Source organism: Curtobacterium sp. SL109 (genome assembly GCF_026672405.1).
Classification (GTDB): Bacteria; Actinomycetota; Actinomycetes; order Actinomycetales; family Microbacteriaceae; genus Curtobacterium.
Map to the genome: position 1 here is coordinate 3,511,961 of NZ_JAPPRB010000002.1, position 23,424 is coordinate 3,535,384.

24 protein-coding genes are annotated in these 23,424 nt (G+C 72.5%); 7 read left to right on the forward strand and 17 right to left on the reverse strand.

Features of this window, described 5'->3' with window-relative positions; translation table 11 throughout:
• Positions 1–5 precede the first annotated feature (5 nt).
• Together OVA28_RS18040 and OVA28_RS18045 are read right to left on the reverse strand one after the other, a co-directional pair.
• Positions 6–461, reverse strand: a complete 456-nt coding sequence (locus tag OVA28_RS18040; protein ID WP_268097955.1) for a hypothetical protein — start codon at positions 459–461, stop codon at positions 6–8.
• On the reverse strand, positions 458–1,975 hold the full coding sequence (locus tag OVA28_RS18045; protein WP_268097956.1) for a molybdopterin-dependent oxidoreductase: 1,518 nt from the start codon (positions 1,973–1,975) through the stop codon (positions 458–460). Before OVA28_RS18045 ends, OVA28_RS18040 begins: the two co-directional genes overlap by 4 nt.
• On the opposite strand from OVA28_RS18045, the gene OVA28_RS18050 reads away from it, so the two are divergent.
• Genes OVA28_RS18050 through OVA28_RS18060 form a run of 3 tightly spaced genes read left to right on the forward strand, consistent with a single transcriptional unit; the run spans position 1,925 to position 4,706 of the window.
• Positions 1,925–3,304, forward strand: coding sequence for a glycosyltransferase 87 family protein (locus tag OVA28_RS18050; protein ID WP_268097957.1), 1,380 nt, complete (start codon positions 1,925–1,927; stop codon positions 3,302–3,304). The two genes, OVA28_RS18045 and OVA28_RS18050, sit on opposite strands and share 51 nt — an antisense overlap.
• Positions 3,301–4,464, forward strand: coding sequence for a GTP 3',8-cyclase MoaA (moaA, locus tag OVA28_RS18055; protein WP_268097958.1), 1,164 nt, complete (start codon positions 3,301–3,303; stop codon positions 4,462–4,464). Before OVA28_RS18050 ends, moaA begins: the two co-directional genes overlap by 4 nt.
• Before the next feature lie 2 nt (positions 4,465–4,466).
• Positions 4,467–4,706 (forward strand): MoaD/ThiS family protein, encoded by a 240-nt coding sequence (locus OVA28_RS18060; RefSeq protein WP_228505475.1) that lies wholly within the window; start codon positions 4,467–4,469, stop codon positions 4,704–4,706.
• A 143-nt stretch (positions 4,707–4,849) separates the two neighbouring features.
• Here OVA28_RS18060 and OVA28_RS18065 read toward each other — a convergent pair whose 3' ends face one another.
• From OVA28_RS18065 to OVA28_RS18090, 6 genes are read right to left on the reverse strand one after another with little or no spacing between them, the layout of a single operon-like run.
• Positions 4,850–5,950 carry a calcium:proton antiporter gene (locus OVA28_RS18065; protein ID WP_268097959.1) on the reverse strand — a complete coding sequence of 367 codons (1,101 nt, stop codon included), beginning with the start codon at positions 5,948–5,950 and terminating at the stop codon, positions 4,850–4,852.
• A gap of 46 nt (positions 5,951–5,996) precedes the next feature.
• Complete coding sequence (locus OVA28_RS18070) at positions 5,997–7,022, reverse strand: ABC transporter ATP-binding protein (protein WP_268097960.1); 1,026 nt, start codon at positions 7,020–7,022, stop codon at positions 5,997–5,999.
• Positions 7,019–7,801 (reverse strand): ABC transporter permease, encoded by a 783-nt coding sequence (locus OVA28_RS18075; RefSeq protein ID WP_268097961.1) that lies wholly within the window; start codon positions 7,799–7,801, stop codon positions 7,019–7,021. The genes OVA28_RS18070 and OVA28_RS18075 overlap by 4 nt, the downstream gene beginning before the upstream one ends.
• Positions 7,798–8,589 carry a molybdate ABC transporter substrate-binding protein gene (gene modA / locus OVA28_RS18080; RefSeq protein WP_268097962.1) on the reverse strand — a complete coding sequence of 264 codons (792 nt, stop codon included), beginning with the start codon at positions 8,587–8,589 and terminating at the stop codon, positions 7,798–7,800. The genes OVA28_RS18075 and modA overlap by 4 nt, the downstream gene beginning before the upstream one ends.
• A 60-nt stretch (positions 8,590–8,649) precedes the next feature.
• The gene (locus OVA28_RS18085) at positions 8,650–9,750 is read right to left on the reverse strand and encodes a HesA/MoeB/ThiF family protein (RefSeq protein ID WP_268097964.1); all 1,101 of its coding nucleotides are present in this window, start codon (positions 9,748–9,750) and stop codon (positions 8,650–8,652) included.
• Entirely contained in the window at positions 9,737–10,144 is a 408-nt protein-coding gene (locus OVA28_RS18090; protein ID WP_268097966.1) for a TOBE domain-containing protein, read from the reverse strand. The genes OVA28_RS18085 and OVA28_RS18090 overlap by 14 nt, the downstream gene beginning before the upstream one ends.
• A gap of 149 nt (positions 10,145–10,293) precedes the next feature.
• Here OVA28_RS18090 and OVA28_RS18095 point away from each other — a divergent pair, with 149 nt between their 5' ends.
• Positions 10,294–11,949, forward strand: a complete 1,656-nt coding sequence (locus OVA28_RS18095; protein ID WP_268097967.1) for a glycosyltransferase family 39 protein — start codon at positions 10,294–10,296, stop codon at positions 11,947–11,949.
• A 40-nt stretch (positions 11,950–11,989) separates the two neighbouring features.
• Positions 11,990–12,505, forward strand: a complete 516-nt coding sequence (locus OVA28_RS18100) for a GNAT family N-acetyltransferase (RefSeq protein ID WP_268097968.1) — start codon at positions 11,990–11,992, stop codon at positions 12,503–12,505.
• Positions 12,506–12,668: 163 nt separating this feature from the next.
• Here OVA28_RS18100 and OVA28_RS18105 read toward each other — a convergent pair whose 3' ends face one another.
• The 5 genes from OVA28_RS18105 to OVA28_RS18125 all read right to left on the reverse strand — a co-directional run bounded on the left by OVA28_RS18105 (position 12,669) and on the right by OVA28_RS18125 (position 18,013).
• Positions 12,669–13,601, reverse strand: coding sequence for a 4-(cytidine 5'-diphospho)-2-C-methyl-D-erythritol kinase (locus OVA28_RS18105; protein ID WP_268097969.1), 933 nt, complete (start codon positions 13,599–13,601; stop codon positions 12,669–12,671).
• A gap of 9 nt (positions 13,602–13,610) precedes the next feature.
• Positions 13,611–14,930, reverse strand: a complete 1,320-nt coding sequence (locus OVA28_RS18110; protein ID WP_268097970.1) for an O-acetylhomoserine aminocarboxypropyltransferase/cysteine synthase family protein — start codon at positions 14,928–14,930, stop codon at positions 13,611–13,613.
• On the reverse strand, positions 14,930–16,000 hold the full coding sequence (locus OVA28_RS18115) for an LLM class flavin-dependent oxidoreductase (protein ID WP_268097971.1): 1,071 nt from the start codon (positions 15,998–16,000) through the stop codon (positions 14,930–14,932). The genes OVA28_RS18110 and OVA28_RS18115 overlap by 1 nt, the downstream gene beginning before the upstream one ends.
• Before the next feature lie 89 nt (positions 16,001–16,089).
• Positions 16,090–17,118 carry an ATP-grasp domain-containing protein gene (locus OVA28_RS18120; protein WP_268097972.1) on the reverse strand — a complete coding sequence of 343 codons (1,029 nt, stop codon included), beginning with the start codon at positions 17,116–17,118 and terminating at the stop codon, positions 16,090–16,092.
• Between the two features lie 52 nt (positions 17,119–17,170).
• Positions 17,171–18,013 (reverse strand): helix-turn-helix transcriptional regulator, encoded by an 843-nt coding sequence (locus tag OVA28_RS18125; RefSeq protein ID WP_268097973.1) that lies wholly within the window; start codon positions 18,011–18,013, stop codon positions 17,171–17,173.
• Between the two features lie 69 nt (positions 18,014–18,082).
• On the opposite strand from OVA28_RS18125, the gene OVA28_RS18130 reads away from it, so the two are divergent.
• Positions 18,083–18,853 (forward strand): SDR family oxidoreductase, encoded by a 771-nt coding sequence (locus OVA28_RS18130; RefSeq protein WP_268097974.1) that lies wholly within the window; start codon positions 18,083–18,085, stop codon positions 18,851–18,853.
• 115 nt (positions 18,854–18,968) lie between these two features.
• Here the strand turns inward: OVA28_RS18130 and OVA28_RS18135 are convergent, their stop codons facing one another.
• Positions 18,969–19,373, reverse strand: coding sequence for a hypothetical protein (locus OVA28_RS18135; protein ID WP_268097975.1), 405 nt, complete (start codon positions 19,371–19,373; stop codon positions 18,969–18,971).
• 104 nt (positions 19,374–19,477) lie between these two features.
• On the opposite strand from OVA28_RS18135, the gene OVA28_RS18140 reads away from it, so the two are divergent.
• Positions 19,478–19,999 carry a hypothetical protein gene (locus tag OVA28_RS18140; RefSeq protein ID WP_268097976.1) on the forward strand — a complete coding sequence of 174 codons (522 nt, stop codon included), beginning with the start codon at positions 19,478–19,480 and terminating at the stop codon, positions 19,997–19,999.
• A 35-nt stretch (positions 20,000–20,034) separates the two neighbouring features.
• Here OVA28_RS18140 and rsmA read toward each other — a convergent pair whose 3' ends face one another.
• From rsmA to metG, 3 genes are read right to left on the reverse strand one after another with little or no spacing between them, the layout of a single operon-like run.
• On the reverse strand, positions 20,035–20,883 hold the full coding sequence (rsmA, locus tag OVA28_RS18145; RefSeq protein ID WP_268097977.1) for a 16S rRNA (adenine(1518)-N(6)/adenine(1519)-N(6))-dimethyltransferase RsmA: 849 nt from the start codon (positions 20,881–20,883) through the stop codon (positions 20,035–20,037).
• Positions 20,880–21,788, reverse strand: coding sequence for a TatD family hydrolase (locus OVA28_RS18150; protein WP_194661635.1), 909 nt, complete (start codon positions 21,786–21,788; stop codon positions 20,880–20,882). The genes rsmA and OVA28_RS18150 overlap by 4 nt, the downstream gene beginning before the upstream one ends.
• Complete coding sequence (metG, locus tag OVA28_RS18155; RefSeq protein WP_194661634.1) at positions 21,785–23,362, reverse strand: methionine--tRNA ligase; 1,578 nt, start codon at positions 23,360–23,362, stop codon at positions 21,785–21,787. The genes OVA28_RS18150 and metG overlap by 4 nt, the downstream gene beginning before the upstream one ends.
• Positions 23,363–23,424 lie beyond the last annotated feature (62 nt).

Consider the following 23,424-nt stretch of genomic DNA (forward strand, 5'->3'; position numbering starts at 1 on the left):
CCATCCTACGAAATGGTTGTCGATTCAACCACTGTTCCGGCAGATCTCCGTGCCGTCACGAACCCGATGACCAGCGCGGCGACCACGACGACGAGCAGCACGCCCTCGACGAGCAGCAGCCGGCCCGTGTAGTCGAAGGGCACGACCGTCGGGTTCTTCGCCCCGTGGGCCTTCGCCGCGATCTCCGGCACGACCACCAGGGCGAGCACGCTGCCGAGCACGACCGCGGTCTGCACGACGACGAGCACCCAGACGCGCAGTGCCCGACCGGCCCGCCGCAGCCCGAGGCCGACGAGCACCACGAACGGCGACAGGATCGCGTCGTGCAGGACCACCGCCGCGATGAGCCAGACCGCGAGCCCGCCGATGCGGTTCGGCTTGACGGTCGTCACGAGGACGTACGCGCCGAACGCCAGCACCAGCACGCCGAGGACGACGAGCACGATCCGCGTGGCCCTCACGAGCGCACCTCGATCCGCTCGATCCACTTGGTCTGCAGCACGCCGGGCCGTCCGGGAGCGATGATGCGCGCCGGGAACCCGTGGTCGAGGTCGAGGGTCGCACCGTTCAGCTCGAGCGCGACGAGCGTCGTCGGGTCCGCTGCGTACTCCGGCCCCATGTCCATGACCCGGTAGCCGCCGTGGCGCTCGAGGCTCGTCACACGGACCTCCGAGGACGGCTCCGCCTGCACGGTCGCGAGCAGGTCACGCATCCGGATGCCCTTCCACCTGGCCATCTGGCTCCACCCTTCGACGCAGGAGATCGGCAGTGCCACCTCGGTCATGCCGAGCGCGACGAGCTCCGCCCGCGAGAACGTCCGCGTCAGGCGCGGCCCGACGACGGTGAGGGTCCAGTCGGCGGCGGTCGCGGTGGCGAGCACCCCGGCGGCACGCGCTGTCCGGTTCACCGGCAGTCCGGCCGGACCGCGTCCACGTTGCCGCGGCGCGAAGACGTTGAACGGCTCGCCGAGCCTCGACGACTGGCCGACGGTCAGCACGACGACGCCGGCGGTGGCCGCCGCGACGCCGGCGAAGAAGCCGCGTCGGGCGATCCGCTCGCGTCGACCGGCACGCACGCCGAGACTCGGCTCCGGGGACAGATTCCGCGCGGGGTCCGCCGCATCCTGTCCGCCAGGCCGAGACTCGTCATCCGGACGGGAGGCTCGGGACGGCTCCGCCCCGCCGGTCGTGCTGGCAGCGGGGGCACCGTCGACCCAGCGCATGACGCGACCCACGAGCCCCCGGGGGTACGGGGCGGACGCGGCGGGAGCCTCCAGACCGGAGTACGGGGGCAGTTCGCTGCCCACCGTGTCGTCACGGACGAAGCGGCCCTCGGCGTCGTAGGAGTCCCTCGCCCGCCAGTACCGCACGATGATCGGCAGCTTCGTGGCGATGTGGATCACGAGCGAGCCGATGAGCACGTACGACAGCGCGTAGTGCACCTGACGGAACGGGAACGGCCACGGGTACCACTGGTACGTGTTCACCAGACCGGTGCCGACCTGGACGATCGCCGCGGACACGAAGACCGCGATGGAGAGCCGTTCGAGCAGGTGCAGCGGACCGCGCACGGGCGGGTCCTGCAGGAGCGCGGGCATGACGGTGTTGAGCTTGGCGAACAGGAGCGGGATGATCGCGATCCCCGCCGTGATGTGCAGGCCCTGCGTGAACTGGTAGAGCTGCGTCGGCCTGGTCGGGAACCGCATCCACGGCAGGGGGTCCTGCAGGAAGTGGCTGAACAGGCCGGTGCCGAAGCAGATCACGAACGCGATGCCGAGCAGGCGCCCGAAGACCACCGCCGAGCGCGCGTTCCGGTTCGGGGACGCCAGCACCGCGCGGCTGTCCCCCAGCAGGCGGCGGAGCATCGGTAGCCTCGACGGATCATGCGACTTCGTCACGGCCATCTGCTCCCGACCGTGCTCGCCGTGGTCGGCGTGCTGGCCCTGGCGGGCGTCATCGCCGTCGGCGTCACGCATCTGGGGTTCCTCCGGTCCGGTCATCGAACGTCATTCGTTGCGTGGACCCTGATCGCTTGGACGGTCTTCGTCATCGCGGTCGTCGCACTGCGGTTCGTCCCGGCCCGCCTGGTCACCATCATCGTCCTCGCGGGGGCCCTCGTGGTGGGGATCGCCGCGATGGCCGGGCCACCGAACACGAGCACCGACTCGGCGCGGTACTCATGGGACGGCATCGTGCAGCATGCCGGGGTCTCCCCCTACGCGCACACCCCCCAGTCCGAGGCGTTGGCCCACCTGCGGCCCGACTGGCTGTTCCCGGACAAGGTCGACGGGACGTGCGAGAACCTGAAACCGCGGCTGCACGGGCTCGGTGACGGCGCCGATGGGCACTGCGTCGCGATCAACCGCGTCGACGTGCCCACGATCTACCCGCCGTTCGCCGAGATGTGGTTCGCGCTGGTCCGGTCGGCCGTGCCCGTGACCGCGCAGTACTGGCCGTTCCAGCTCGCCGGGCTGGTCGTCTCGCTCGGGATCACAGTCGGCCTGCTCCTGGTGCTGCGCCGCACCGGCCGTCCGCTGTGGTGGGCCGCGATCTGGGCCTGGTCCCCGCTCGTCGCCGCCGAGGCGGTCACGAACTCGCACGTCGACGTCGTCGGGGCCGCGCTGGCCACCGGTGGCGCCGTGCTCGTCGCGTTCGGACGGCCGATCTGGGGCGGGATCATGCTCGGCGCGGCCACGTGCACGAAGCTCATCCCGGCGATCGTGTACCCGGCGCTCCTCGGGCGATTGCGGGCCTGGTGGTCGATCCCGGTCGGCATCGCGGTGTTCGGGCTGCTCTACGTGCCCTACGTCGCATCCACCGGCACGAAGGTCCTCGGGTACCTGCCCGGCTACCTGACCGAGGAGGGGTACGAGGACGGCTCCCGGTTCGCCCTCGTGTCGCTGGTCGTGCCCGGTGACGCCGGCACCGTCGTGGTGGGGCTGGCCGTGCTCGTCGCCGCCGTGCTGGCCTGGCGGCTGTCCGACCCGAGCCGGCCGTGGTCCGGCGAGGTGCTGATGATCGGCGTGACGTTCCTCGCCGTGACCCCGCGCTACCCCTGGTACGCCCTGCTGCTCATCCCGTTCGTGGCGCTCTCCGGCCGGTGGGAGTGGTCGGCGCTCGCACTCGCGATCGCCGTGCGGGGGGAATGGCCGAACGTCGACGCCTACCGCTGGTGGCTCGGCGGCGCGGTGCTCGTCATCGTCGTCGTCACCCTGATCCGCACCGAGCGGTCCGACTGGGTGCGGTGGCGGGACCGGCTGCTCCCCGGGCGGGACCGGCGGCTGCACGTATCATCGCTGCCATGACCGCCCGCGCGCTCCCGTCGACGGGGCTCCTCCCCGCTGCGGCTCCGGCTGCTAGGGCTGCTCCGGCGCCCGGGGCTGTGCCCGGCTCCTCGGTGCTGCCCGCGTCCGGGCTGCTCCGCCGCGTGCGTGCCGAGTCCTCGGTCCCGCCGCGGCCCCTGGGCGACGACGGGCTCGTCGACCGCTTCGGCCGCCGCGCCGTCGACCTCCGGGTCTCCCTGACCGAGCGCTGCAACCTCCGCTGCACCTACTGCATGCCGGCCGAGGGACTGCCCGTCATCCCGACCGACGCACTGATGACCGCGGCCGAGATCGAGCGGCTCGTGCGCCTGGGCGCCGACCACCTCGGTGTCCGCAAGGTCCGCTTCACCGGGGGCGAGCCGCTGCTCCGTGCCGACCTCGTCGACGTCATCGCCCGGTGCGCCGCGCTCGGGGTCGAGCTCTCGCTGACGACGAACGCGATCGGGCTGGCCTCGCGCGCCGCCGACCTCGGCGCCGCCGGCCTCGAGCGGGTGAACGTCTCGCTCGACACCGTCGACCCCGACGTCTTCGCCACGGTGACCCGGCGTCCGTTCCTCGCCCGGGTCCTCGACGGCATCGCCGCCGCTGCGGACGCCGGCCTCGGGGTCAAGGTCAACGCGGTGCTGCTCCGCGGCGTGAACGACCACCTGGCGCCGGAGCTGCTCGCCTGGTGCCTGGAGCGCGGCCACGAACTCCGCTTCATCGAGCAGATGCCGCTCGATCCCGGGCACGCCTGGGACGGCACCTCGATGGTCACCGCTGCCGAGACCCGCGAGCTCCTCAGCGCCGAGTACGTGCTGACGCCGGACACCGCCCCGCGCGACGGCGCCCCGGCCGAGCGCTTCCGGGTCGTCTCGCGGGCCACCGGGCAGGACCTCGGCACCGTCGGCATCATCGCCAGCGTCACCGAGTCGTTCTGCGCCGACTGCACCCGCACGCGCCTGACCGCCGAGGGCCACGTCCGCAGCTGCCTGTTCTCCGACGAGGAGGCCGACCTGCTCGGGCCGATGCGCGCCGGGGCCTCGGACGCCGAGGTCCTCGACGCCTGGCGGCTCGCGATGTGGGCGAAGCCGCGTGACCACGGCGACGACCAGGACGGCATGGTGCACCCGGCGCGGGGCATGTCCGCGATCGGAGGATGACGATGACCACGATCCGGTTCTTCGCCGCCGCACGGGCTGCGGTCGGCACGGACGAGACCACGACCCAGGCCCCGACGCTCGCCGAGGCCCTGGGCAGCGTGGCCGCGGTCGACGCCGAGCGGTGGGCGGCCCTGCAGGAGCGGTGCTCCTACCTGGTCGACGGCGTCACCACGCGTGACCGGTCGACCTCGCTCGCCGAGGTCGGGCTCGTCGACGTGATGCCGCCCTTCGCCGGCGGCTGAGACCCGCGTCGCACGGCGGGCCCCCGCCTCGCACCGTGCGCGCTCCCTCAGCCCGTGCGAGGTCGACCACCCCGTGCGCGGGTACCACCCCGCACCACGCGGTCAAGCTCGCACCACGCGAACCCGCGCCCAGCCGCCCGCGCCTACGGGCTGACCGACAGGACGATGAACGCGGCGAAGATCACCAGGTGCACGCCACCCTGCAGCCGCGTCGCCCGACCGGGCAGCACGGTGAGCACCGCGGCGACGATCGTCAGCGCGAGCAGCACGATCTGCGCCGAGCCCAGCCCGAGCAACAGCACCCCGTCGGTGAAGAACGAGGCGACGGCGATCGCCGGGATCGTCAGCCCGATCGACGCCATCGCGGACCCCATCGCCAGGTTCAGGCTCGTCTGGATGCGGTTGCGCGCGGCCGCCTTCGACGCGGCGATCCCCTCGGGCAGCAGGATCAGCAGCGCGATGACGACACCGACGAACGACGGCGGGAAGCCGACCGCGGCGACGCCGGCCTCGATCGCGGGCGACTCCACCTTCGCGAGCCCGACCACGGCGACGAGCGCCAGCAGCAGCAGCCCGAGCGAGGTCAGCGTCGCACGGCTGGTGGGCCGCTCGGCGTGGGCGTCCTCGGACTCGGTCAGCACGCCGCCCGCCCGGTTGACGGGCAGGAAGAAGTCCCGGTGCGCCACGGTCTGGGTGACGACGAACAGGCCGTAGAGGGCCAGGGACGCCAACGCCACGAACACGAGCTGCGCCGTCGTGAACGATGAGTCGTCGGTGCCGGTGGTGAACGTCGGCAGCACGAGCGTCAGCACCGCAAGCGCCGCGACGGTCATGGTGGCCGCCGAGGCGCCCTCCTGGTTGAAGCGCACGGTGTTGTGCCGCAGCGTCCCGATCAGGATCGCGAGCCCGACGAGCCCGTTCATCGTGATCATCACCGCCGAGAACACGGTGTCCCGCGCGAGGGTCTCGGCCTTCGGGCCGCCGGAGCTCGACAGCGTGATGATGAGCGCGACCTCGATGACCGTGACCGCGACGGCGAGCACGAGCGACCCGAACGGCTCCCCCACCCGGTGCGCGACGACCTCGGCGTGGTGCACCGCGGCGAGGATCGTCCCGGCGAGCACCACGGCGACGACCACGACCGCCACCGTGCCGAGGTCGTGCATGACGAACGCCGGCACGAGCACGAGGGCGGCGATGATCGGGGTGCCGACGGGCCAGGCGCGGAGGATCCTCGAGGTCATCCGGCAATCCTGTCACCGACGCGTCCGGTTCACCGACGCGTCCGGTTCACCGACGTGGGGCGTAGACGTCCACCTCGTCCGGCCGCACCGCGATGCGCACCGCGTCGCCGCTCGCCAGTCCGAGCCGTGCCGCGTGGGCCACGGTCACGTCGGCGACGAGCTCACCGGCCCGGACACGGACCAGTCCGTCCCGCGGCTCGACCGCACGCACCCGCCGTGCCACCCCGGCACCGTCCCGTGTGACGACGGCGGCCGTCGGGTGGTACACGGCCAGGACCGGACGGCCGGGAGGCTCGGTGCCGGTCTCCGACGCCATCTCACCTCCGTCGTCGAGCGCGATCCCGGTCGTCGTGGACGTCCCCGGGACGAGCGCGAGCCAGGAGAACGCGGCGCCGAAGGCGCTGGTCGGACGGCCGAGGACCTCGGCGGTGGTGCCGGTCTCGACGACCCGGCCGTGCTCGAGCACCACCACGCGGGACGCGAGGGCGACGACCTCGATCGGGTCGTGCGTGACGAGCACCGTCGGACGTCCGGTGATCGCCGTGGCGAGGGCCGCGCGGACGTGCTCGCGGGCCTCGACGTCGAGTGCCGAGGTCGGTTCGTCGAGCAGCAGCACCGCCGGGTCCGCGCCGAGTGCCCGGGCGACCGCGACCCGCTGCGCCTGCCCGCCCGACAGGGAGCCGGGGTCACGCGGTGCCAGGGCGAGCGCGTCGACGACCGCCAGGGCCGCGTCGGAGCGGAGCCGGGCCTCCCGTCCGTGCACACCGGCGGCCCGCGGACCGTAGGCGACGTTGGCGGCGACCGACAGGTGCGGGAACAGGTCCGGTCGCTGTCCGACCAGGCCGACCCGGCGGCGGTGCGACGGCACGCGGTGGCGGCCGTCGTCGACGCGGCGTCCGTCGATCGACACCGTGCCGGCGTCGAGGTGCACCAGGCCGGCGACGGCCTCGACGACGGAGGACTTGCCGGCGCCGTTCGGCCCGATCACGGCGACGCACTCGTCGGGCCCGACCTCGAGCGTGACGTCGACGTCCCGGTCCCGCAGGACGACGTGGGCGCGCAGACCGCTCACGTCGTCACCGGCCGGAGACCCGAGCGGACGGACGTCGCGCCGATCACCACGACCGCGACCACCACGAGGACGAGCGCCAGGGCGATCGCGGTGTCCGGGTCGACCTCGCGCTGCAGGTAGATCTCCAGCGGCAGGGTCCTCGTGACGCCCTGCAGGCTGCCGGCGAAGGTCAGGGTCGCGCCGAACTCCCCGAGCGCCCGGGCGAAGCAGAGCACCAGGCCGGAGGCGATGCCGGGGAGTGCCCGCGGCAGCGTGACGGTGAGCAGGACGCGGGTCGGACCCGCGCCGAGGGTCGCGGCGACCCGCTCGTACCGGTCACCGCTGCTGCGGAGGGCACCCTCGACCGAGGTGACCAGGAACGGCATCGCGACGAACGTCTGCGCCACCACGACCGCCGCGGTGGTGAACGCGATCCGGACGCCGTGCGCGTCGAGGAAGCCGCCCAGGGGCCCGAGCCTCCCGAACGCCGCCAGGAGCGCGAGCCCACCGACGACGGGCGGGAGCACGAGCGGCAGCAGGACGACCGCGCGGGCCACGCCGACCCAGCGGGAGCGGACGCGGGAGAACACGACCGCGAGCGGCAGACCGAGGACGAACGCGATGCCCGTCGCCGCGGCGGCGGTGCCGAGGCTGAGGCCGAGGGCGGTCAACGAGGCCGGGGACGTGACGAGCACGGCGAAGGAGCCCCACTGGACCCGGCCGACCATCGCGAGGACGGGCACGACGACGAACAGGCCGCCGAGGACCGCCGGGACCGGGAGCCACCAGGGGATCCTCACGGAGCGCCGAAGCCTGCGGCGGCCAGGACCTTCTGTCCGTCCTCCGATCGGACGTACGCGCTGAACGACCGGGCGAGATCGGCGTTCGCGGACCCGTGCACCACGCCGATCGGGTCGGTGTTGACCGCACGTCGGGCCGCGTCGAACGCCACCCCGTCGACCTTGCCGCCTGCGCCGCGGACGTCCGTGACGTAGACCAGGCCGGCATCGGCCTGCCCGGACTCGACCTTGCCGAGGACGTCGGTGACCGACTGCTCCTCGCTGACCGGGCGCAGCGTCACACCGGCGGCCTGCTCCACCTCCTGCGTCGCCGCACCGCAGGGCACGGGCGCGGCGCACGTCACGACCTGCAGGCCGGGCGCGGTCAGGTCGCCGAGGTCGTGGATGCGCTCCGGGTTGCCGGGTGCGACGGCGATCTGCAGGGAGTTCGTCGCGAAGGGCTCGGCACTGCCGTCGATCAGGTGGGCGTCGGTGAGCTTCCGCATGTTCGGCTCGTCGGCGCTCGCGAACACGTCGGCAGGGGCACCGTTCTGGATCTGCGTGACGAGGTCGCTCGAGCCGGCGAAGGAGAACGTCACCGTCGTGCCGGGGTGGGCGCGTTCGTAGTCCCTGCCGAGCGTGGTGAACGTCTGCTGCAGGCTCGCGGCGGCGAACACGGTGATGCTGCCGGTGCTCGTGCTCGTGCTCGTGCTCGTGCTGCTGGCCTGGCTCGTGCCGGTGCTGCACCCGGTGAGCAGCACCAGGCTGACCGCCGCGACGACGATCGGGGTCGTGGTCCTGCTGCGCACGGTCGGCCTCTCCGGGACGCATCCGCGTCGCTCTTCCGGCAGACTAGCCGCACCTGCGCCTCAGATGGTGGGAAGGCCCTCCCGCTCCCATGCCTGCATGCCGCCGTCGAGGACCACCGCGCTGCGGCCGGACGCGGCCGCGGCGGTGGCCCAGGCGACGGCTCGGGGTCCGCGGGCGCACACCACGACGACGTCACGCCCGTCGTCCGCGGGCAGGTCCTCCGGCGGGACGGCACCCGACACGACACCCTGCGCGCGCTCCTCCGGCGTCCGGACGTCGACGACGAGCACGTCGTCCGCCGGGTCGGCGATCCGGGCAGCGAGGGCGGACGGCGCGATCCTCGGCAGCACGGCGTCCTCGGAGGGGGCGTCCAGCGCGGGACGGTGGGAGGCAGGCCCTCGGCGGAGCGGGCTCTCGGTCCAGTGCCACCGGCGGGCGTCGACGCTGAGGACCCGTCCGAGCAGCGGCTCACTGAGTCCGGCGACCAGGGCGGTGACCTGTGCGGCCATCACCGAGCCGACGGCACCGCAGAGGGCAGGCAGGACGCCGTCGAGGGCACACGAGCCCTCGTCCGGCTGCACGTCGGGGTGCAGGTCGTGGAAGTCGACGACCCGGTCGTCGAACACGGTGACCTGTCCGTCGTACCCGAGGGCGCTCCCCCAGACGAACGGGACGTGCTCGGCGGCGCAGGCGTCCGACACCGCCCGGGTGACCAGGAGTGAGTCGGCGGCGTCGACGACCACGTCGTGCCCGGCGACGAGCCCGGCGTGGAACCGCTCGACGACGGCGTCGACCCGGCACTCCGGGTCGACGGCCGCCGCACGCTCGGCGGCGACCTGCGCCTTGGGACGGCCGACGTCCGCCGCCGTGAAGAGCGTCTGGCGGGCCAGGTTCGACGGGTCGACGACGTCCGGGTCGACGATCGTCAGCCGGGCGATGCCGCTGCCCGCGAGGTAGGCGACGACCGGGGCGCCGAGGCCGCCGGCGCCGACGACGAGGACCCGCGCTGCCGCGAGCCGCCCGAGCGTGCGGTCACCACCGGCGTCGAGCGCAGCGGTGCGGGAGCCGAGGCGGCGGCGGCCAGGGGTGAGCGGGGCCGGGGTGAGCGGGGCCGGGGTCGTGCGCTCCGGCATCGGGGCTGGTCCGTCAGTCGTCGTCATCGGGGGTCTCCACCGTCACCATCGTGGCTTTGACCGAGGCGACGGCCACGGACCCGACCTCGAGCCCGAGGTCGCGGACGGCCTCGGCGCTCATGAGCGAGACGACCCGGTGCGGCCCGCACTGCAGCTCGACCTGCGCCATCACGGTGTCCGTGACGACCTCGGTCACGATCCCGACGAAGCGGTTGCGCGCCGAGCTCCTGACGGACGACGCCGGGTCGGGCAGCGCACCGCCGTGGGCCTTCGCGTGCACGGCGAGCTCACGTCCGTCGACCACTGCGCGACCGGCGTCGTCCGAAAGACGCGAGAAGATGCCGGCGTCCACGAGCCGTCGGACCGTGTCGTCACTCACCCCGAGGTACCGCGCCGCGTCCTTGACCCGCAACCCACTCATCCCCGGATGCTAGCGGCTCTGCCCCGATCGACGCCCTCGGACCCGACCCGTCGGATGCTGTGAGGGCTCCGAACCACAATGTGACATTCTCAGGAGCACGGGGCAGATCGCCGGGTCGCCGCCCAGGGGCCGTCGATACCGTCGGCCCCGTGAGTTCCCCCCGTACCGGCACCATCGGCGTGCCCCGTCAGGTGTCCGCCCCCGCGGTGCGGACCCGGCTGCGCGGTGTGTCCGGCGCGATCGGCCTCGCCGTCGTGCGGACCCCGGAACTCACCATCGGGGCACTGGCCGTCCTGGTCACCGCCGCCTTCTCGTGGGTGCCGTCGCTCTGGTACGACGAGGCCGCCACGGTCACGAGCGCCCAGCGGTCCTGGGCCCAGCTCTGGGCGGAGCTGCACTCCGTCGACGCCGTCCACGGCCTGTACTACGCCCTCATGCACGCCTGGTTCTGGCTCGTCGGGTACACGCCGTTCACCCTCCGCTTCCCGAGTGCCCTCGCCATCGGCGTCGCCGCCGCCCTCGTCGTGGCACTGGGGCGTCGACTCGGCGGTCGGCGGCTCGGCATCGTCGCCGGCCTCGTGTTCCTCGCGCTGCCCCGTGTGCAGTGGGCCGGGTCGGAGGGCCGTCCGTACGCCACGATCACCACGCTGTCGGTCTGCCTGACCCTGGTCGGACTCACCGCCATGCGCCGCACGCGCTCGCGGCACCACGCCACGCGCTGGTGGATCGCCTACGGGGCGCTCGCCCTCGTCGCGGTCACCTTCAACGTCTACCTGTCCCTCGCCGTGGTCGCGCACGCGGTCGTCCTGCTCTGGACGCTGCTCGCCCGCCGGTCCGAGCTGCGCCGGGCCTCGATGACCGTCCGCGCCCAGCTGGCGCCGCCGCTCGTCCCCGGCCGTGCGCTCGTGCGGTGGGCGATCGCGTCCGGTGCCGCCGCGTTCGTCGTCTCGCCCTTCGTGCTCGAGGTCGTGTCGCAGTCCAAGCAGGTCGGGTGGATCGCGCCCGTCGGCGACCGCACCATCGCGCAGGTCTTCGCCACGGCGTGGTTCGGTGCCGACGGCGTCACGGCTGCCGTCGCCTGGACGCTGATGGTGGTCGGCATCGTGGCCGCGGTGGTGCAGGTCCGTCGCCCGTCCCCGACCGTCCGGGCGCTCTTCCGGATGCAGGCCGTCCGGGTCGCACTCCCGCTCATGGTCGTCCCCACCGCCGTCCTCGTCGGGGCGACGGCGCTCGGGGAGCACCTGTACTCCCCGAAGTACGCCAGCCTGAGTCTGCCGTTCGTCGCGATCCTCATCGCCCTCGCCGTCACGCTCCTGCGCCCGAAGGCCTGGCTCGCGGGCGCCGTGGCGTTCCTCCTCGTGCTCTCGATCCCCGCCGCCATGGCGGTCAAGCAGCCGATGGCGAAGCAGGACTCGACCTGGGCCAAGGCCGCGTCGATCGTCGCCGCCGCGCGGGACGCCCACCCCGACGCCGACGAGGGGGTCGTGTTCGGCAGTGTCTACGGCCACCCGGGCACCACGGCCGACATCATCCGGATCTCCTACCCGTGGGCGTTCACCGGCATGACGGACCTCGGCGTCCGGAAGAACGGCGCCGAGTCGGGCGTCCTGTGGAACCAGACCGGCGACGTCGCGACCACGGTGCCCGCACGCCTCGGCGACATCGACACCGTCTGGTTCGTCGGCGGGACCTCGCGCAACAAGGAACCGAAGACGACCGAGGTGCTCGAGCAGCACGGCTTCGTGGCCGAGCAGCGCTGGAAGACGGGGACGGTCATCATGACGGAGTACGTGCGCGTCCGCTGACCTCCGAGGTTGTCGACGGGCCGTGTGCCATGCTGCCGTCATGCAGCACGACGTCCGCCCGATCGAGCCCGCCGACGCCGAACGGCTCGGCGACCTCCTCGCTCGGAACCGCGCCTGGCTCGCCCCGTGGGACCCGGTCCGCCCGGAGACGTTCTTCACGGTGGACGGCCAGCGCGCCGAGATCCAGTCCGCGATCAGGCGGCGACAGCAGGGCGTGATGATGCCGCTCGTGATCACCACCGACGGTGTGGTCGTCGGGCGGATCAACCTCAACTCGATCGTGATGGGGGCGTTCTGCTCCGCGACCCTCGGCTACTGGGTGTCCGAGGACGCGGCGGGCAACGGTGCCGCGACGGCGGCCGTCGGACTCGCCACCCGGATGGCCTTCGACCGGCTCGGGCTGCACCGCGTCGAGGCGGGCACACTCCCCCACAACGAGCGGTCGCAGCGCGTCCTCGCGAAGAACGGCTTCGAGCGCTACGGCTACGCACCCCGGTACCTGCGGATCGCCGGCGAGTGGCAGGACCACGTCCTGTTCCAGCGCCTGGCCGACTGAGCGCGGGCGGGCGGGCGGGCCAGCCCGAGTCTCGCCCCTGCGGACACCCTGCGCCTGCCGGACCGCACAGGACGTCCGCGGGGCCGAGACTCGCGCGCCGCGAGGACCCCCGACCGCAGCCGCAGCCACAGCCACAGCCAGACCCGACAGGGCAACGGATGCGTCAGTGGACGACGCGCGCGCCGTGCACCGGACCGGACGCACGGACCGCGACGAGCCCGGCGGCGCTCAGCGCGACCTGGACCTCGAGCGCGGCGTCGATGTCGGCGACCAGGAACGCGACCGTCGGCCCGCTGCCGGACACCAGCCCGGCGAGGGCACCCGAGCGCTCCCCGACCTCGAGCGTGGCGGCGAGCCCGGGCTGCAGGTGCATCGCCGGGGCCTGCAGGTCGTTGTGCAGGCAGTCGGCGAGCAGGTCCGGGTCGCCCGCGCGGAGGGCCTGCAGCACGTTCGACTCGACGACCGGCGTGGAGGGCGCCGGTGCGATGTCGGCACGGTAGCGCTCGCGGTGTTCGTCGAGCGCGTGGTACACGGCGGGGGTCGACAGGCCGTCGTCGCTGAGCGCGAGCACCCACTGGAACTCGCCCTTGGCCAGCGCGGGGCTCAGCTCGTCGCCGCGCCCGGTGCCCACCGCGGTCCCGCCGGCGAAGGCGAACGGCACGTCCGCGCCCAGCTCGGCCGCCAGCCGCAGGAGTTCGTCGCGACCCAGGGCGGTGCCCCACAGCGTGTCGACCGCCAGGAGCGTCGCCGCTGCGTCCGCCGAGCCGCCACCCATGCCGCCGGCGACGGGCACCCGCTTGTCGATCGTCAGCCGCACGCCGCCCGCGTAGCCCGCGGTCTCCGCGACGAGCCGTGCGGCCCGGATCGCCAGGTTCGTGTCGTCGACCGGGACGCCCGAGGTGTCCACGGAGCCGGTGAAGGTCACGGTGAAGTCGTCGGCCGGTTCCGCGACGACGTCCTCGAACAGGGACACCGCCTGGTACGCGGTCGCGACGTCGTGGTAGCCGTCGTCCTGCAGGGCGCCGACGGAGAGGAACACGTTGATCTTGCCGGGAGCGCGCGTCCGAACGCGCGTGGGTGCTGCCAGCGAGGTCATGCGACCAACCTATCCCGCCCGGCTCCCGCTGCTCTCCGCGGCCGCGAAGCCCCGCACCAGGTCCGCCAGGATGTCGTCGGGGTGCTCCAGGCCGATGGACAGCCGGATGAGGCCCTCGCCGACACCAGCGGAGGCCCGTTCCGACGGCGTCATCTGCACGTGGGTGGTCGACGCCGGGTGCACGACGAGCGACCGGACGTCACCGATGTTCGACACGTGGTCGAACAGCTGCAGGGCCGCGACGAACCGACGCCCGGCCTCGACACCGCCGGCCAGGTCGAACGCGAGCACCGCGGAGGGGCCCTTCGGGACGTACCGCTGCTGCAGGTGGTGCCACGGGGAGCTCGGCAGCCCGGCGTAGTGCACGTGTTCGACCTGCGCGTGGGCGTCGAGCCACGCGGCCACCGTGGCGGCGTTCTGCACGTGCCGGTCCATGCGGAGCGACAGGGTCTGGATGCCCTGCAGCACCAGGAAGGCGTTGAACGGGGCGATCGCGGGGCCGAGGTCCGCCGACAGCTTCGACCGGGTGCGCTGGATGAACGCGCGCCGTCCGAACTTCTCGGCGAAGTTCGTGCCCGAGAACCCCGAGTGCTCGGTCGTCGCGAGCTGCGGGTACTCCGCGGCGTGTGCGGCCCAGTCGAACGTGCCGCCGTCGACGATGAGCCCCGCGATCGCGCTGCCGTGGCCGGCGAGGTACTTCGTCGCCGAGTGCACGACGATGTCCGCACCGTGCTCGATCGGCCGGACCAGGTACGGCGTCGCGATGGTGTTGTCGACGATGAGCGGGACTCCGGCGTCGTGCGCCACGCCCGCCACCCCGGCGAAGTCGAGGACGTCGCCGCGCGGGTTCGGGATCGACTCCCCGAAGAACGCACGGGTCTCCGGACGCACCGCAGCCGCCCACTCGGACAGGTCGGTGGGGTCCTGCACGAAGGTGAACGCGATGCCGAGGTCCTTCAGCGTCGACGCGAACAGCGTGTAGGTCGCCCCGTACAGCGACGCACTCGACACGATGTGGTCCCCGGCGCGGGCGAGCCCGAGCACCGCGAGCGACGTCGCTGCCTGACCGGACGCGAGCGCCAGCGCTGCGACCCCGCCCTCCAGGTCGGCGATCCGTCGTTCCAGTGCGGCTGCCGACGGGTTGTTCACCCGCGAGTACGTGTGCCCGGGCGCGTTGAGCAGGAACCGGTCGGCGGCGTCCTCACCCGACGGGTACACGAACGCCGCGGTCTGCGCGATGGGCGGCACGTTCCCGCCGAAGCCCGGGTCGGACTTGAAGCCGGCCCGGATCTGCCGGGTCTCGAAGGCCCAGTCGTCCTCGACCGCCATCAGGCGACCGGCCCGGCGCCGACGGACGAGACGGCGTCGTCCGGCACCGACGCCCGCACCAGCGGGATGACCTGCTCGCCGAACCGCTCCATCTCCTCGAGCTGCGGGGAGAACTGCAGCAGCAGCGTGTCGACGCCCGCCTCCTCGTACTCGCGGATCCGCGCGGCGACCTGCTCCGGCGTGCCGACGAACTGCGGTCGCAGCCCCCGGTTCGACACGGAGTAGTCCTCGAGCGAGGGCACGTGCTCGAGCTGCGACTTCGAGATGAAGTCCTGGTAGGACTCGTAGGCCTTCCCGTGCTGCACGTCGGTGATCCGCGCCAGCTCGGCCTGGGCCTCGTCCTCGGTCTCGCGGACGATCGCGTACGCGGCCATGCCGAACGCCTCGAACGGCGGCAGCCCCGCGTCCGCACGACGACGGCGCATCTCGGCGATCTTCGTCCGGAGCTCCTCGACCGTGCCGCCGTGGGTGACGTAGGCGTCCGCGTAGTGCGTGATGCTCGCCTTGCCGGCCTCGCTCTCGCCGCCGGCGTAGATGCGCGGGGTGATGCGCGGCTTCGGCTCGAGGTGGGCGTTCTCGACGTCGTAGTACTCGCCGTGGAACGAGTACGGCGTCTCCCGCCACATCCCCTTCATGACCTCCACGAACTCGGCCGTGCGCTTGTAGCGGTCGTCGTGCTCGGAGAAGATGCCGCCGTACTGCCGGGCTTCCTCGGCCCACCAGGCGCTCACCACGTTGAAGGTGAAGCGACCGCCGGAGATGTCGTCGATCGTCGCCGCCTGCTTCGCCGTCACCGCCGGCAGGTGGTAGCCGGGACGCATCGCCGCCATGATCTCGAGTCGGTCGGTGGTCGCGGCGATCGCCGCCGCGAGCGCCCAGGCCTCCAGGCTCGGCGCCGCCACGCCCTTGATGTCGTTGAGGTTCAGCTCCGGCACGAGCGTCAGGTCGAAGCCGATCCGCTCGGCGCGCTGCGCCAGGCGCTTGACGTAGTCGAAGGTGACCGGCATCTGCTCGTCGTCGACGTTGCGCAGCCAGCCGCCGAAGAGCGGGGTCCAGTATCCGAATCGCACGGTGGTGGGTTCCTCAGGTGGTGAGCGGAGACGGACGGGAGGCTCGGTGCCGGTGGCGAGCCGGGCCTCCCGTCCGGTGGGTGGTCAGGTCAGACGTGCGCCAGTGCGCCCGCAGGTGCGGTCGCGGCTGTGCCGGTTCCGGACGTGGCGTCCAACAGGCCGCCGAGGTACCGGGCGATGGAGCGGGGGCCGGAGGCAGGCGCCGACTCCTCGACAGCGGGGTTGTAGTTCGTGTTCGTGTTGATGTCGTAGACGACCGTGCGGCCGTCGGTCGTCTCCATGAACTCGACGCCTGCGATCGTGATGCGCTGCTCGGCCAGGAACGTGCGGAGCTGCTGGACCAGGGGGTGCGTGGGCGTGACCTCGGTGCGGACGCTGAAGGCCGGCGGGGCGCCCGCGGTCTCGGTGCCGGGGACGTCGCAGACGGCTCCCGCGATGATCTGCGGCACCTCGCAGGCGTCGGCTGGGCAGAGCTCGAAGCTGCCGGCGCTCGTGTCGACGCGGACGGCGTAGACGAACTCGCCGCCGACGAACTCGAGGCGGGTGATGAAGGGCTCGCGGGCCGTCAGGAACTCCTGCAGCAGGGTGATGCCGTCGACGGGGGCCTCGAACTCGGGGCTGTCGACGTACGCGTCGAACTCGGCGAGCGAGTCGAAGCGACGCACACCCAGGCCCTTGCCGCCCTGGTTGTGCTTCGTGATGAAGGGGACGTCCTGGCCGTCGGTGAAGGTCCGGGCCGCCTGCTTCAGGGTCGTCGTGCCGAACACGGCGGTGGTGCGCGGGACGTCGAAGCCGGCCTGCTGCAGGAGCCCGTGCTGGGCGACCTTCGAGACCTCGAGTTCGAGCACGTGGCTGCCGCCGACGACCTGACGGCCGGCACGTTCGAGCCAGCCGAGCACCGCGCGGGTGTACTCCTTGCTGTGCTCGTGCCCGCGGGTGTGCGAGCTCGCCGACATCCTCGACCAGTACACGCCGGGTTCGGGTTCGGCACCGAGGTCGATCTGCCCCTCGGTGAGGAGGATCTCCTCGACCGGGACGCCTTCGGCCTCGAAGGCGGCGGCGAGCGGCGGGAACCACTCGGGGTTCTCGTGGATGACGTACACGCGCGGAGTGCTCACGCGTCCACCCTAGGCACGGTCGGTCGGCGGGTGCCAGGTGTGTGACGCGGTGCTACTCGGTGAAGACCTGCTCGCCGACGACGCCCAGCAGTTCGAGCTTCTGGGCGTCCTCGCTGCCGGCGGGTGCCGTGAAGAGCAGGAGCGCCTGCGCCTGGTTTGACGTGTGCAGCACCTGGCAGTCCGCGGTGATCCGCCCGAGTTCCGGGTGCACGAAGGTCTTGTGGTCCTCCCACCGGCTGGCCACCTCGTGCAGAGCCCAGAGGTCACGGAACGCCTCGCTCTGCGCGTCGAGGTCGGCGATGAGCGCCGCTGCCCGACGGTCGCCGGGGCCTGCTGCTCCGACGGCGGCACGGAGCGCGGCGACCTGGGCCCTGGCCAGCCGCTCGTGCTGCTCCGGCGCGTACCGGGCGGGTTCGGTGTCGGTCATGAACCAGCGCCACGGTTGGTAGCGCTCGTTGCCCGTCAGGCCCACGGTGCTGCCGAGGAGCGCGGCACCGAGCCGGTTCTCGACGAGGGTCTCACCGAGGTCGCTGACGACGATGGCCGGGGTGTCCTCGAGTCGGTCGAGCACGCGGAGGATGGCCGGGTCGACGTGGTCCGACCGGTGGACGCGGACCGGGGCGTTGTGGCCGGCGAGCCGGAGGAGGTGGTCGCGCTCGTCGAGGCTGCACCGGAGCGCGCGGGCGATCGCGACGACCATCTGCTCGGACGGCTGCGGACCCCGCTGCTGTTCGAGGCGCGTGTAGTAGTCGGCCGACATCCCCGCGAGGGCGGCCACTTCCTCCCGGCGGAGCCCGGGCGTGCGCCGACGGGCCCCGGCGCCCAGCCCGACGTCCTCCGGGCGCAGGAGTTCCCGGCGACGGCGGAGGAAGTCGGCGAGTTCCGGACGGTCCATGCGGATCAGTCTGCTGCGCGGCGCCCGTCGGAGCCAGGGACCGGCGGTCCCCCGATGTCCGGGCTCTGGATGACCCGTCGACGCCCGGGCATCGTGGTCGACATGGACATCACGAACTCCACCGTCTTCATCTCCGGCGCGACCTCGGGCATCGGCCTCGGGCTCGCCCTCCGCCTGCAGCAGGCCGGCAGCACCGTCGTCATCGGTGGGCGCCGCCGGTCGCTGCTCGACTCCCTCGCCGCCGAGCACGGGTTCGGCACCGTGCAGCTCGACGTCGACGACGCGGCCTCGATCACCGCGGCTGCCGCCTCCGTCACCGAGGCCTACCCGGCGCTCGACACCGTCGTCACGATGTCGGGGATCATGCGCCAGGAGGACCTGCGGTCATCGGCGCACCTCGCGGACGCCGAGGCCACCGTCACGACGAACTTCCTCGGCACCGTGCGGCTCGTCGACGCCTTCCTGCCGCACCTGCTCGCGCAGCCGGCCGCCACCGTCATGACGGTCTCGTCCGGTCTGGCCTTCACGCCGCTCACCGCGACCCCGACCTACAACGCCATGAAGGCCGCCGTGCACTCGTACACGCTGTCGCTCCGGCAGCAGCTCGTCGGCTCCCCGGTGTCCGTGCTCGAACTCGTGCCGCCGGCGGTCGCGACCGACCTGCAGGGCGAGGGTGTGGACTTCGGCGGGATGCCCCTGTCCGCCTACCTGGACGAGGTCATCGCGCTGCTGTCGTCCGGGGCGTCGCCGGAGATCCTCGTGCAGAACGTCCTGCCGCTCCGGTGGGCCGAGCGCGACGGGACGCAGCAGCAGCTCATCGAGATGCTCGCCGCACACTGAGGCGGGTGGCTCGTCTGCTCGGTGCGAGGTTGACCACCCCGTGCGCGGTTGTCGGCCCGCACGGGGCGGTCGCCCTCGCACGGGCTGAGGAACCGCGCACCGTGCGGCGTGTGTGTCAGCCCTCGGACGGACGCCGTCGTGCCCGTCGGCGCCGGAGGATGCGCTCGGTCATGCCGAGGCCCACGACGACCACGACCGCCAGCAGGCACAGCAGCGGTGGGACGTCCGAATTCGTCCGGAGCAGGACGTACCCGAGCGCCGCGACGATGGCGGAGGTGAGGAGCTCGGTGCGCGTCGACACCGTGCCGGGATCGTCGTCGTCCTGCTCGGGGTCGTCGTCGCCGAGGGTGGCGAGGTTCAGACCCCAGAGGACGATCCCGACGGCGAGGAGCACCGACACCCAGGCGACGTCACTCCCCGGTGCCACCAGGAGCCGCGACACCGCGATCCCACCGACGACCAGACCGGCGAGCACGAACAGCAGCGTGATGGTGATGGTCAGGCGGTTCGGGCGGTGCACGTCGAGAGCCTAGTGGCGGCCGAGAGTCCAGCCACTGAACTCCCCGTCATACCGCATTTGGAATACGACTCGACAGGCGCGACGGTACTCGGCAGGATGGGTGCATGGGGAACGCGCGCCACGAGGAACACACCGGGACGTCGAGGCTCTTCCGGCTGCTCGGCATCGGGATGGTGCTGAGCAGCGTCGCCGTCACGGTGGTGCTGCTGACGGTACCGGCGTCTCCGGGTTCCGAGCCGACCACCGTCGACCTCGTGATCACCGTCGCCACGATCGTCGTCGTCGCCGTCCTCGGTGCTGCGTTGGCCGTCGCCCGGATGTCCGTCGTGGTCGACGACGCCCTCGTCATCCGGATGACACCGTTCTGGTACCGCCGCACCATCGACCCCGCGACCATCACCGAAGCGGTCCCCGTCGAGCTGCGCGGGTCACAGTGGGGCGGCTGGGGCATCCGGTTCGGCCTGGGGACCGGCACCGGTGTCCTCATGGACAACGGCCCAGGAGTCCGCCTCCGGATCCGGGGCAAGCGCGACCTGTCGTTCCGGTGCGAGGACCCTGAAGTGGTCATCGCGGCACTCCGGGCGAACGGAGCTGGTGCCGGTGGCGGTGCCGGTGCCGGTGCCTGAGCCGGCGCCGAGTCCAGCGGCGGCGGCGCGAGGCACTAGGCCGCGGCGAGGACCGTCTGGCCGAGACGCACGAACTCGTCGACGCCGAGCTCCTCGCCGCGAGCCGTCGGCGCGATCCCGGCGGCCTCGAGCATCTCGGAGGCGCCGGCACTGCTGCCGAAGAGCCCGGAGAGGGCCTGGCGGAGCATCTTGCGGCGCTGCTGGAAGGCGGCGTCGACCAGGGCGAACACCTGCGCGCGCAGCTCCTCGTCACCCGGCGGGTCGTGCCGCACGAACCCGACGAGCACACTGTCGACGTTCGGCACCGGCCAGAACACCTGGCGGCTGACCTGCCCGGCGATCCGCCACGAGCCGTACCAGGCAGCCTTGACGCTCGGCGAGCCGTAGACCTTGCTCCCCGGGTCCGCGGCGAGGCGGTACCCGACCTCGGCCTGCACCATGACGAGCGAGCGCTCGATCGACGGGAAGGTCGCGAGCAGGTGCAGCAGCACGGGCACGGAGATGTTGTACGGCAGGTTCGCGACCAGGTGCGTCGGGGCGACGGCGAGGTCGGCCGCGGTGAGCCGGAGGGCGTCCTGGTGCACGACCGTCAGCCGGGCGTCGGGCTGCATCGCGGCGACGGTCGCCGGCAGTCGGGCTGCGAGCCGACCGTCGATCTCCACCGCGGTGACGGGAGCGCCGGTCTCGGTCAGCCCGAGCGTCAGCGATCCGAGGCCCGGCCCGACCTCGAGCACCTGCGACGTGGCCGTCACGCCGCCGGCGACGACGATGCGCCGGACCGTGTTGGCGTCGTGCACGAAGTTCTGCCCGAGCTTCTTGGTCGGGGTGACGTCGAGCTGGCTGGCGAGGTCGCGGATCTCGGCGGGACCGAGCAGGGCGCTCATTCGTCCACCGTCACCGGCTCGGCATCCCAGGCGCCGTAGACGAGCTCGGTGTTCGACGCGATCTGCGCCGCGAGCATCGAGGCGTCGGTGCCGAGGGTCTCGGCCATCGAGCGGAGGGTGAGCGGGATCAGGTAGGGGGCGTTCGGCCGGCCGCGGAACGGCGTGGGCGTCAGGTAGGGCGCGTCGGTCTCGACCATGACCAGGTGCCGGGGGGCGACGTGCAGGGCGTCGCGGAGCAGTTGAGCGTTCTTGAACGTGACCGTGCCCGCGAAGGACATGTACCAGCCGCGCTCGGCGCAGAGCCGGGCCAGGTCGGGGCCGCCGGAGAAGCAGTGGAAGACGGTCTTCTCCGGGGCACCCACACGGTCGAGGACCTCCACCACGGCGTCGTGGGCGTCGCGGTCGTGGATCGTCAGCGCGAGGTCGTGCTCCTTGGCGATCCGGATGTGCTCCTCGAACGAGCGGACCTGGGCGTCGCGGCCGTCGTCGCCGGTGCGGAAGAAGTCGAGCCCGGTCTCGCCGATGGCCCGGACCCGGGGCATCGCGGCGAGTTCGGCGATCCCGGCCAGGTGCTCGTCGAGGAGTCCCTGGGCATCGAGCGCGGGTGCTTCGTTCGGGTGCAGCGCCACAGCGGCGAGCACGCGGGGCTCGCGGGCGGCGATCGACGCGGACCACTGCGAGGTCGCGAGGTCGGTGCCGACCTGCACGACACCGCGGACGCCGACGCTCGATGCGCGGTCGAGGTGCTCCCGGTAGTCGAGGGCGTTGTCCCCGCCGTCGGCGATCTCCATGTGCGTGTGGTTGTCGTACACCGGCACGACGAGTGCCTGCGGCAGCGGCGGGTAGGACAGGTCCCGCTTCGGGTCCGCCGCGTCGCCACGCGTGCGGAGGTGCACGTCGCTCACGCTGCGCCCTGTTCCGCCTGCTCGATGCGCGGGAAGAGCCCGGACTCCAGCGGCGTCACCTGGTCGGCGCCCTGCCAGTCGAAGGCGCGGTCGACCCGCTGCTCGTCGATCGTTCCGCCGGCGCCGATCGAGGCCCAGAGCTTCGCGGTGGCCTTCGGCATCACCGGGGAGACCAGCACGGCGACCGTACCGAGCCCGCGCAGGGCGGTCGTCAGCACGGTACCGAGGCGCTCCCGCTGGGCGTCGTCCTTCGCAAGCGCCCACGGCTGCTGCTCGGTGATGTACCCGTTCAGCGCGTCGACGAGCTCCCACGTGGTCGCGATGGCGTCGTGCGGCGCGAACGACTCGATCGCCGCGTCGGCACGCTCGGTGACGGACCGCGCGAGGTCGTCGATCGCGACGTCGGACGGCGCGAGTGCGCCCCGCGACGGGACGGCACCGTCGAAGTACTTCTGCAGCATCGCGAGGATCCGCGACGCCAGGTTGCCGAAGCCGTTCGCGAGCTCGGCCTGGTAGCGGGCGGAGATGTCCTCCCACGAGAAGTTGCCGTCCTGCCCGAAGGTGATGGCGCGGAGGAAGTAGTAGCGGAAGGCGTCGGACCCGAACGTGTCGGTGATCTCCGACGGCGCGATGCCGGTGAGCTTCGACTTCGACATCTTCTCGCCGCCGACCAGCAGCCAGCCGTGGCCGAACACGCGCTTGGGCACCGGGAGCCCGGCGGCCATGAGCATCGCGGGCCAGATCACCGCATGGAACCGGGCGATGTCCTTGCCGACGACGTGCACGCTCGGCCACAGGCGACGGAAGGCCTCGTCGTCGTCGCTGCCGTACCCGAGCGCCGTGACGTAGTTGAGCAGGGCGTCGAACCACACGTAGAGCACGTGGTCGTGGTCCCACGGGATCTTGATGCCCCAGTCGAAGCTCGACCGCGAGATGGAGAGGTCGCGCAGCCCCTGCTTGACGAAGGAGACGATCTCGTTGCGGACGCTCTCGGGCTGGATGAACTCGGGGTTCGACTCGTACAGGTCGAGCAACCGCTGCTCGAAGTCGGACATCCGGAAGAAGTAGTTGCGCTCGGCCAGGACCTCGACCGGGATGGAGTGGATCGCGCAGACCTGCTGGCCCTCGTACGCGCCGGTGCCGGGCACCAGGTCGCTCGGCTGCTTGTACTCCTCACACCCCACGCAGTAGAAGCCCTCGAACTCGCCAGCGTAGATGTAGCCGTCGTCGTGGAGCTTCTGCAGGAACGCGGTCACGCCGCGCTCGTGGCGGGCGTCGGTGGTGCGGATGAAGTCGTCGTTGGCGACGTCGACGGTGTCGAGCAGCGGCTTCCAGGCGTCGGTCACCAGGCGGTCGGCCCACTCCTGCGGGGAGACGTCGTTCGCCGAGGCGGTGCGCAGGATCTTCTGCCCGTGCTCGTCGGTGCCCGTGAGCAGCCAGGTGTCGTCGCCGCGCTGGCGGTGCCACCGCGCGAGGACGTCGGCGGCGACCTCGGTGTAGGCGTGCCCGATGTGGGGCACGTCGTTCACGTAGAAGATCGGCGTGGTGATGCTGAACGAGGACCCGTCGGACATGCGGACCATCCTACGGGCGCGGGCATCCCGCGTGACGCGACCGGCACCGTCCTGTGGAGAAC

Coding starts and splice junctions, on each gene's coding strand:
- OVA28_RS18045 (WP_268097956.1), bottom strand. CDS start 1,975: ATGCGTGACGCCGACGGCGATGACGCCCGCCAGGGCCAGCACGCCGAC.
- moaA (WP_268097958.1), top strand. CDS start 3,301: ATGACCGCCCGCGCGCTCCCGTCGACGGGGCTCCTCCCCGCTGCGGCT.
- OVA28_RS18060 (WP_228505475.1), top strand. CDS start 4,467: ATGACCACGATCCGGTTCTTCGCCGCCGCACGGGCTGCGGTCGGCACG.
- OVA28_RS18065 (WP_268097959.1), bottom strand. CDS start 5,950: ATGACCTCGAGGATCCTCCGCGCCTGGCCCGTCGGCACCCCGATCATC.
- OVA28_RS18085 (WP_268097964.1), bottom strand. CDS start 9,750: ATGACGACGACTGACGGACCAGCCCCGATGCCGGAGCGCACGACCCCG.
- OVA28_RS18090 (WP_268097966.1), bottom strand. CDS start 10,144: ATGAGTGGGTTGCGGGTCAAGGACGCGGCGCGGTACCTCGGGGTGAGT.
- OVA28_RS18100 (WP_268097968.1), top strand. CDS start 11,990: ATGCAGCACGACGTCCGCCCGATCGAGCCCGCCGACGCCGAACGGCTC.
- OVA28_RS18105 (WP_268097969.1), bottom strand. CDS start 13,601: ATGACCTCGCTGGCAGCACCCACGCGCGTTCGGACGCGCGCTCCCGGC.
- OVA28_RS18110 (WP_268097970.1), bottom strand. CDS start 14,930: ATGGCGGTCGAGGACGACTGGGCCTTCGAGACCCGGCAGATCCGGGCC.
- OVA28_RS18125 (WP_268097973.1), bottom strand. CDS start 18,013: ATGGACCGTCCGGAACTCGCCGACTTCCTCCGCCGTCGCCGGGAACTC.
- OVA28_RS18130 (WP_268097974.1), top strand. CDS start 18,083: ATGACCCGTCGACGCCCGGGCATCGTGGTCGACATGGACATCACGAAC.
- OVA28_RS18140 (WP_268097976.1), top strand. CDS start 19,478: ATGGGGAACGCGCGCCACGAGGAACACACCGGGACGTCGAGGCTCTTC.
- rsmA (WP_268097977.1), bottom strand. CDS start 20,883: ATGAGCGCCCTGCTCGGTCCCGCCGAGATCCGCGACCTCGCCAGCCAG.
- metG (WP_194661634.1), bottom strand. CDS start 23,362: ATGTCCGACGGGTCCTCGTTCAGCATCACCACGCCGATCTTCTACGTG.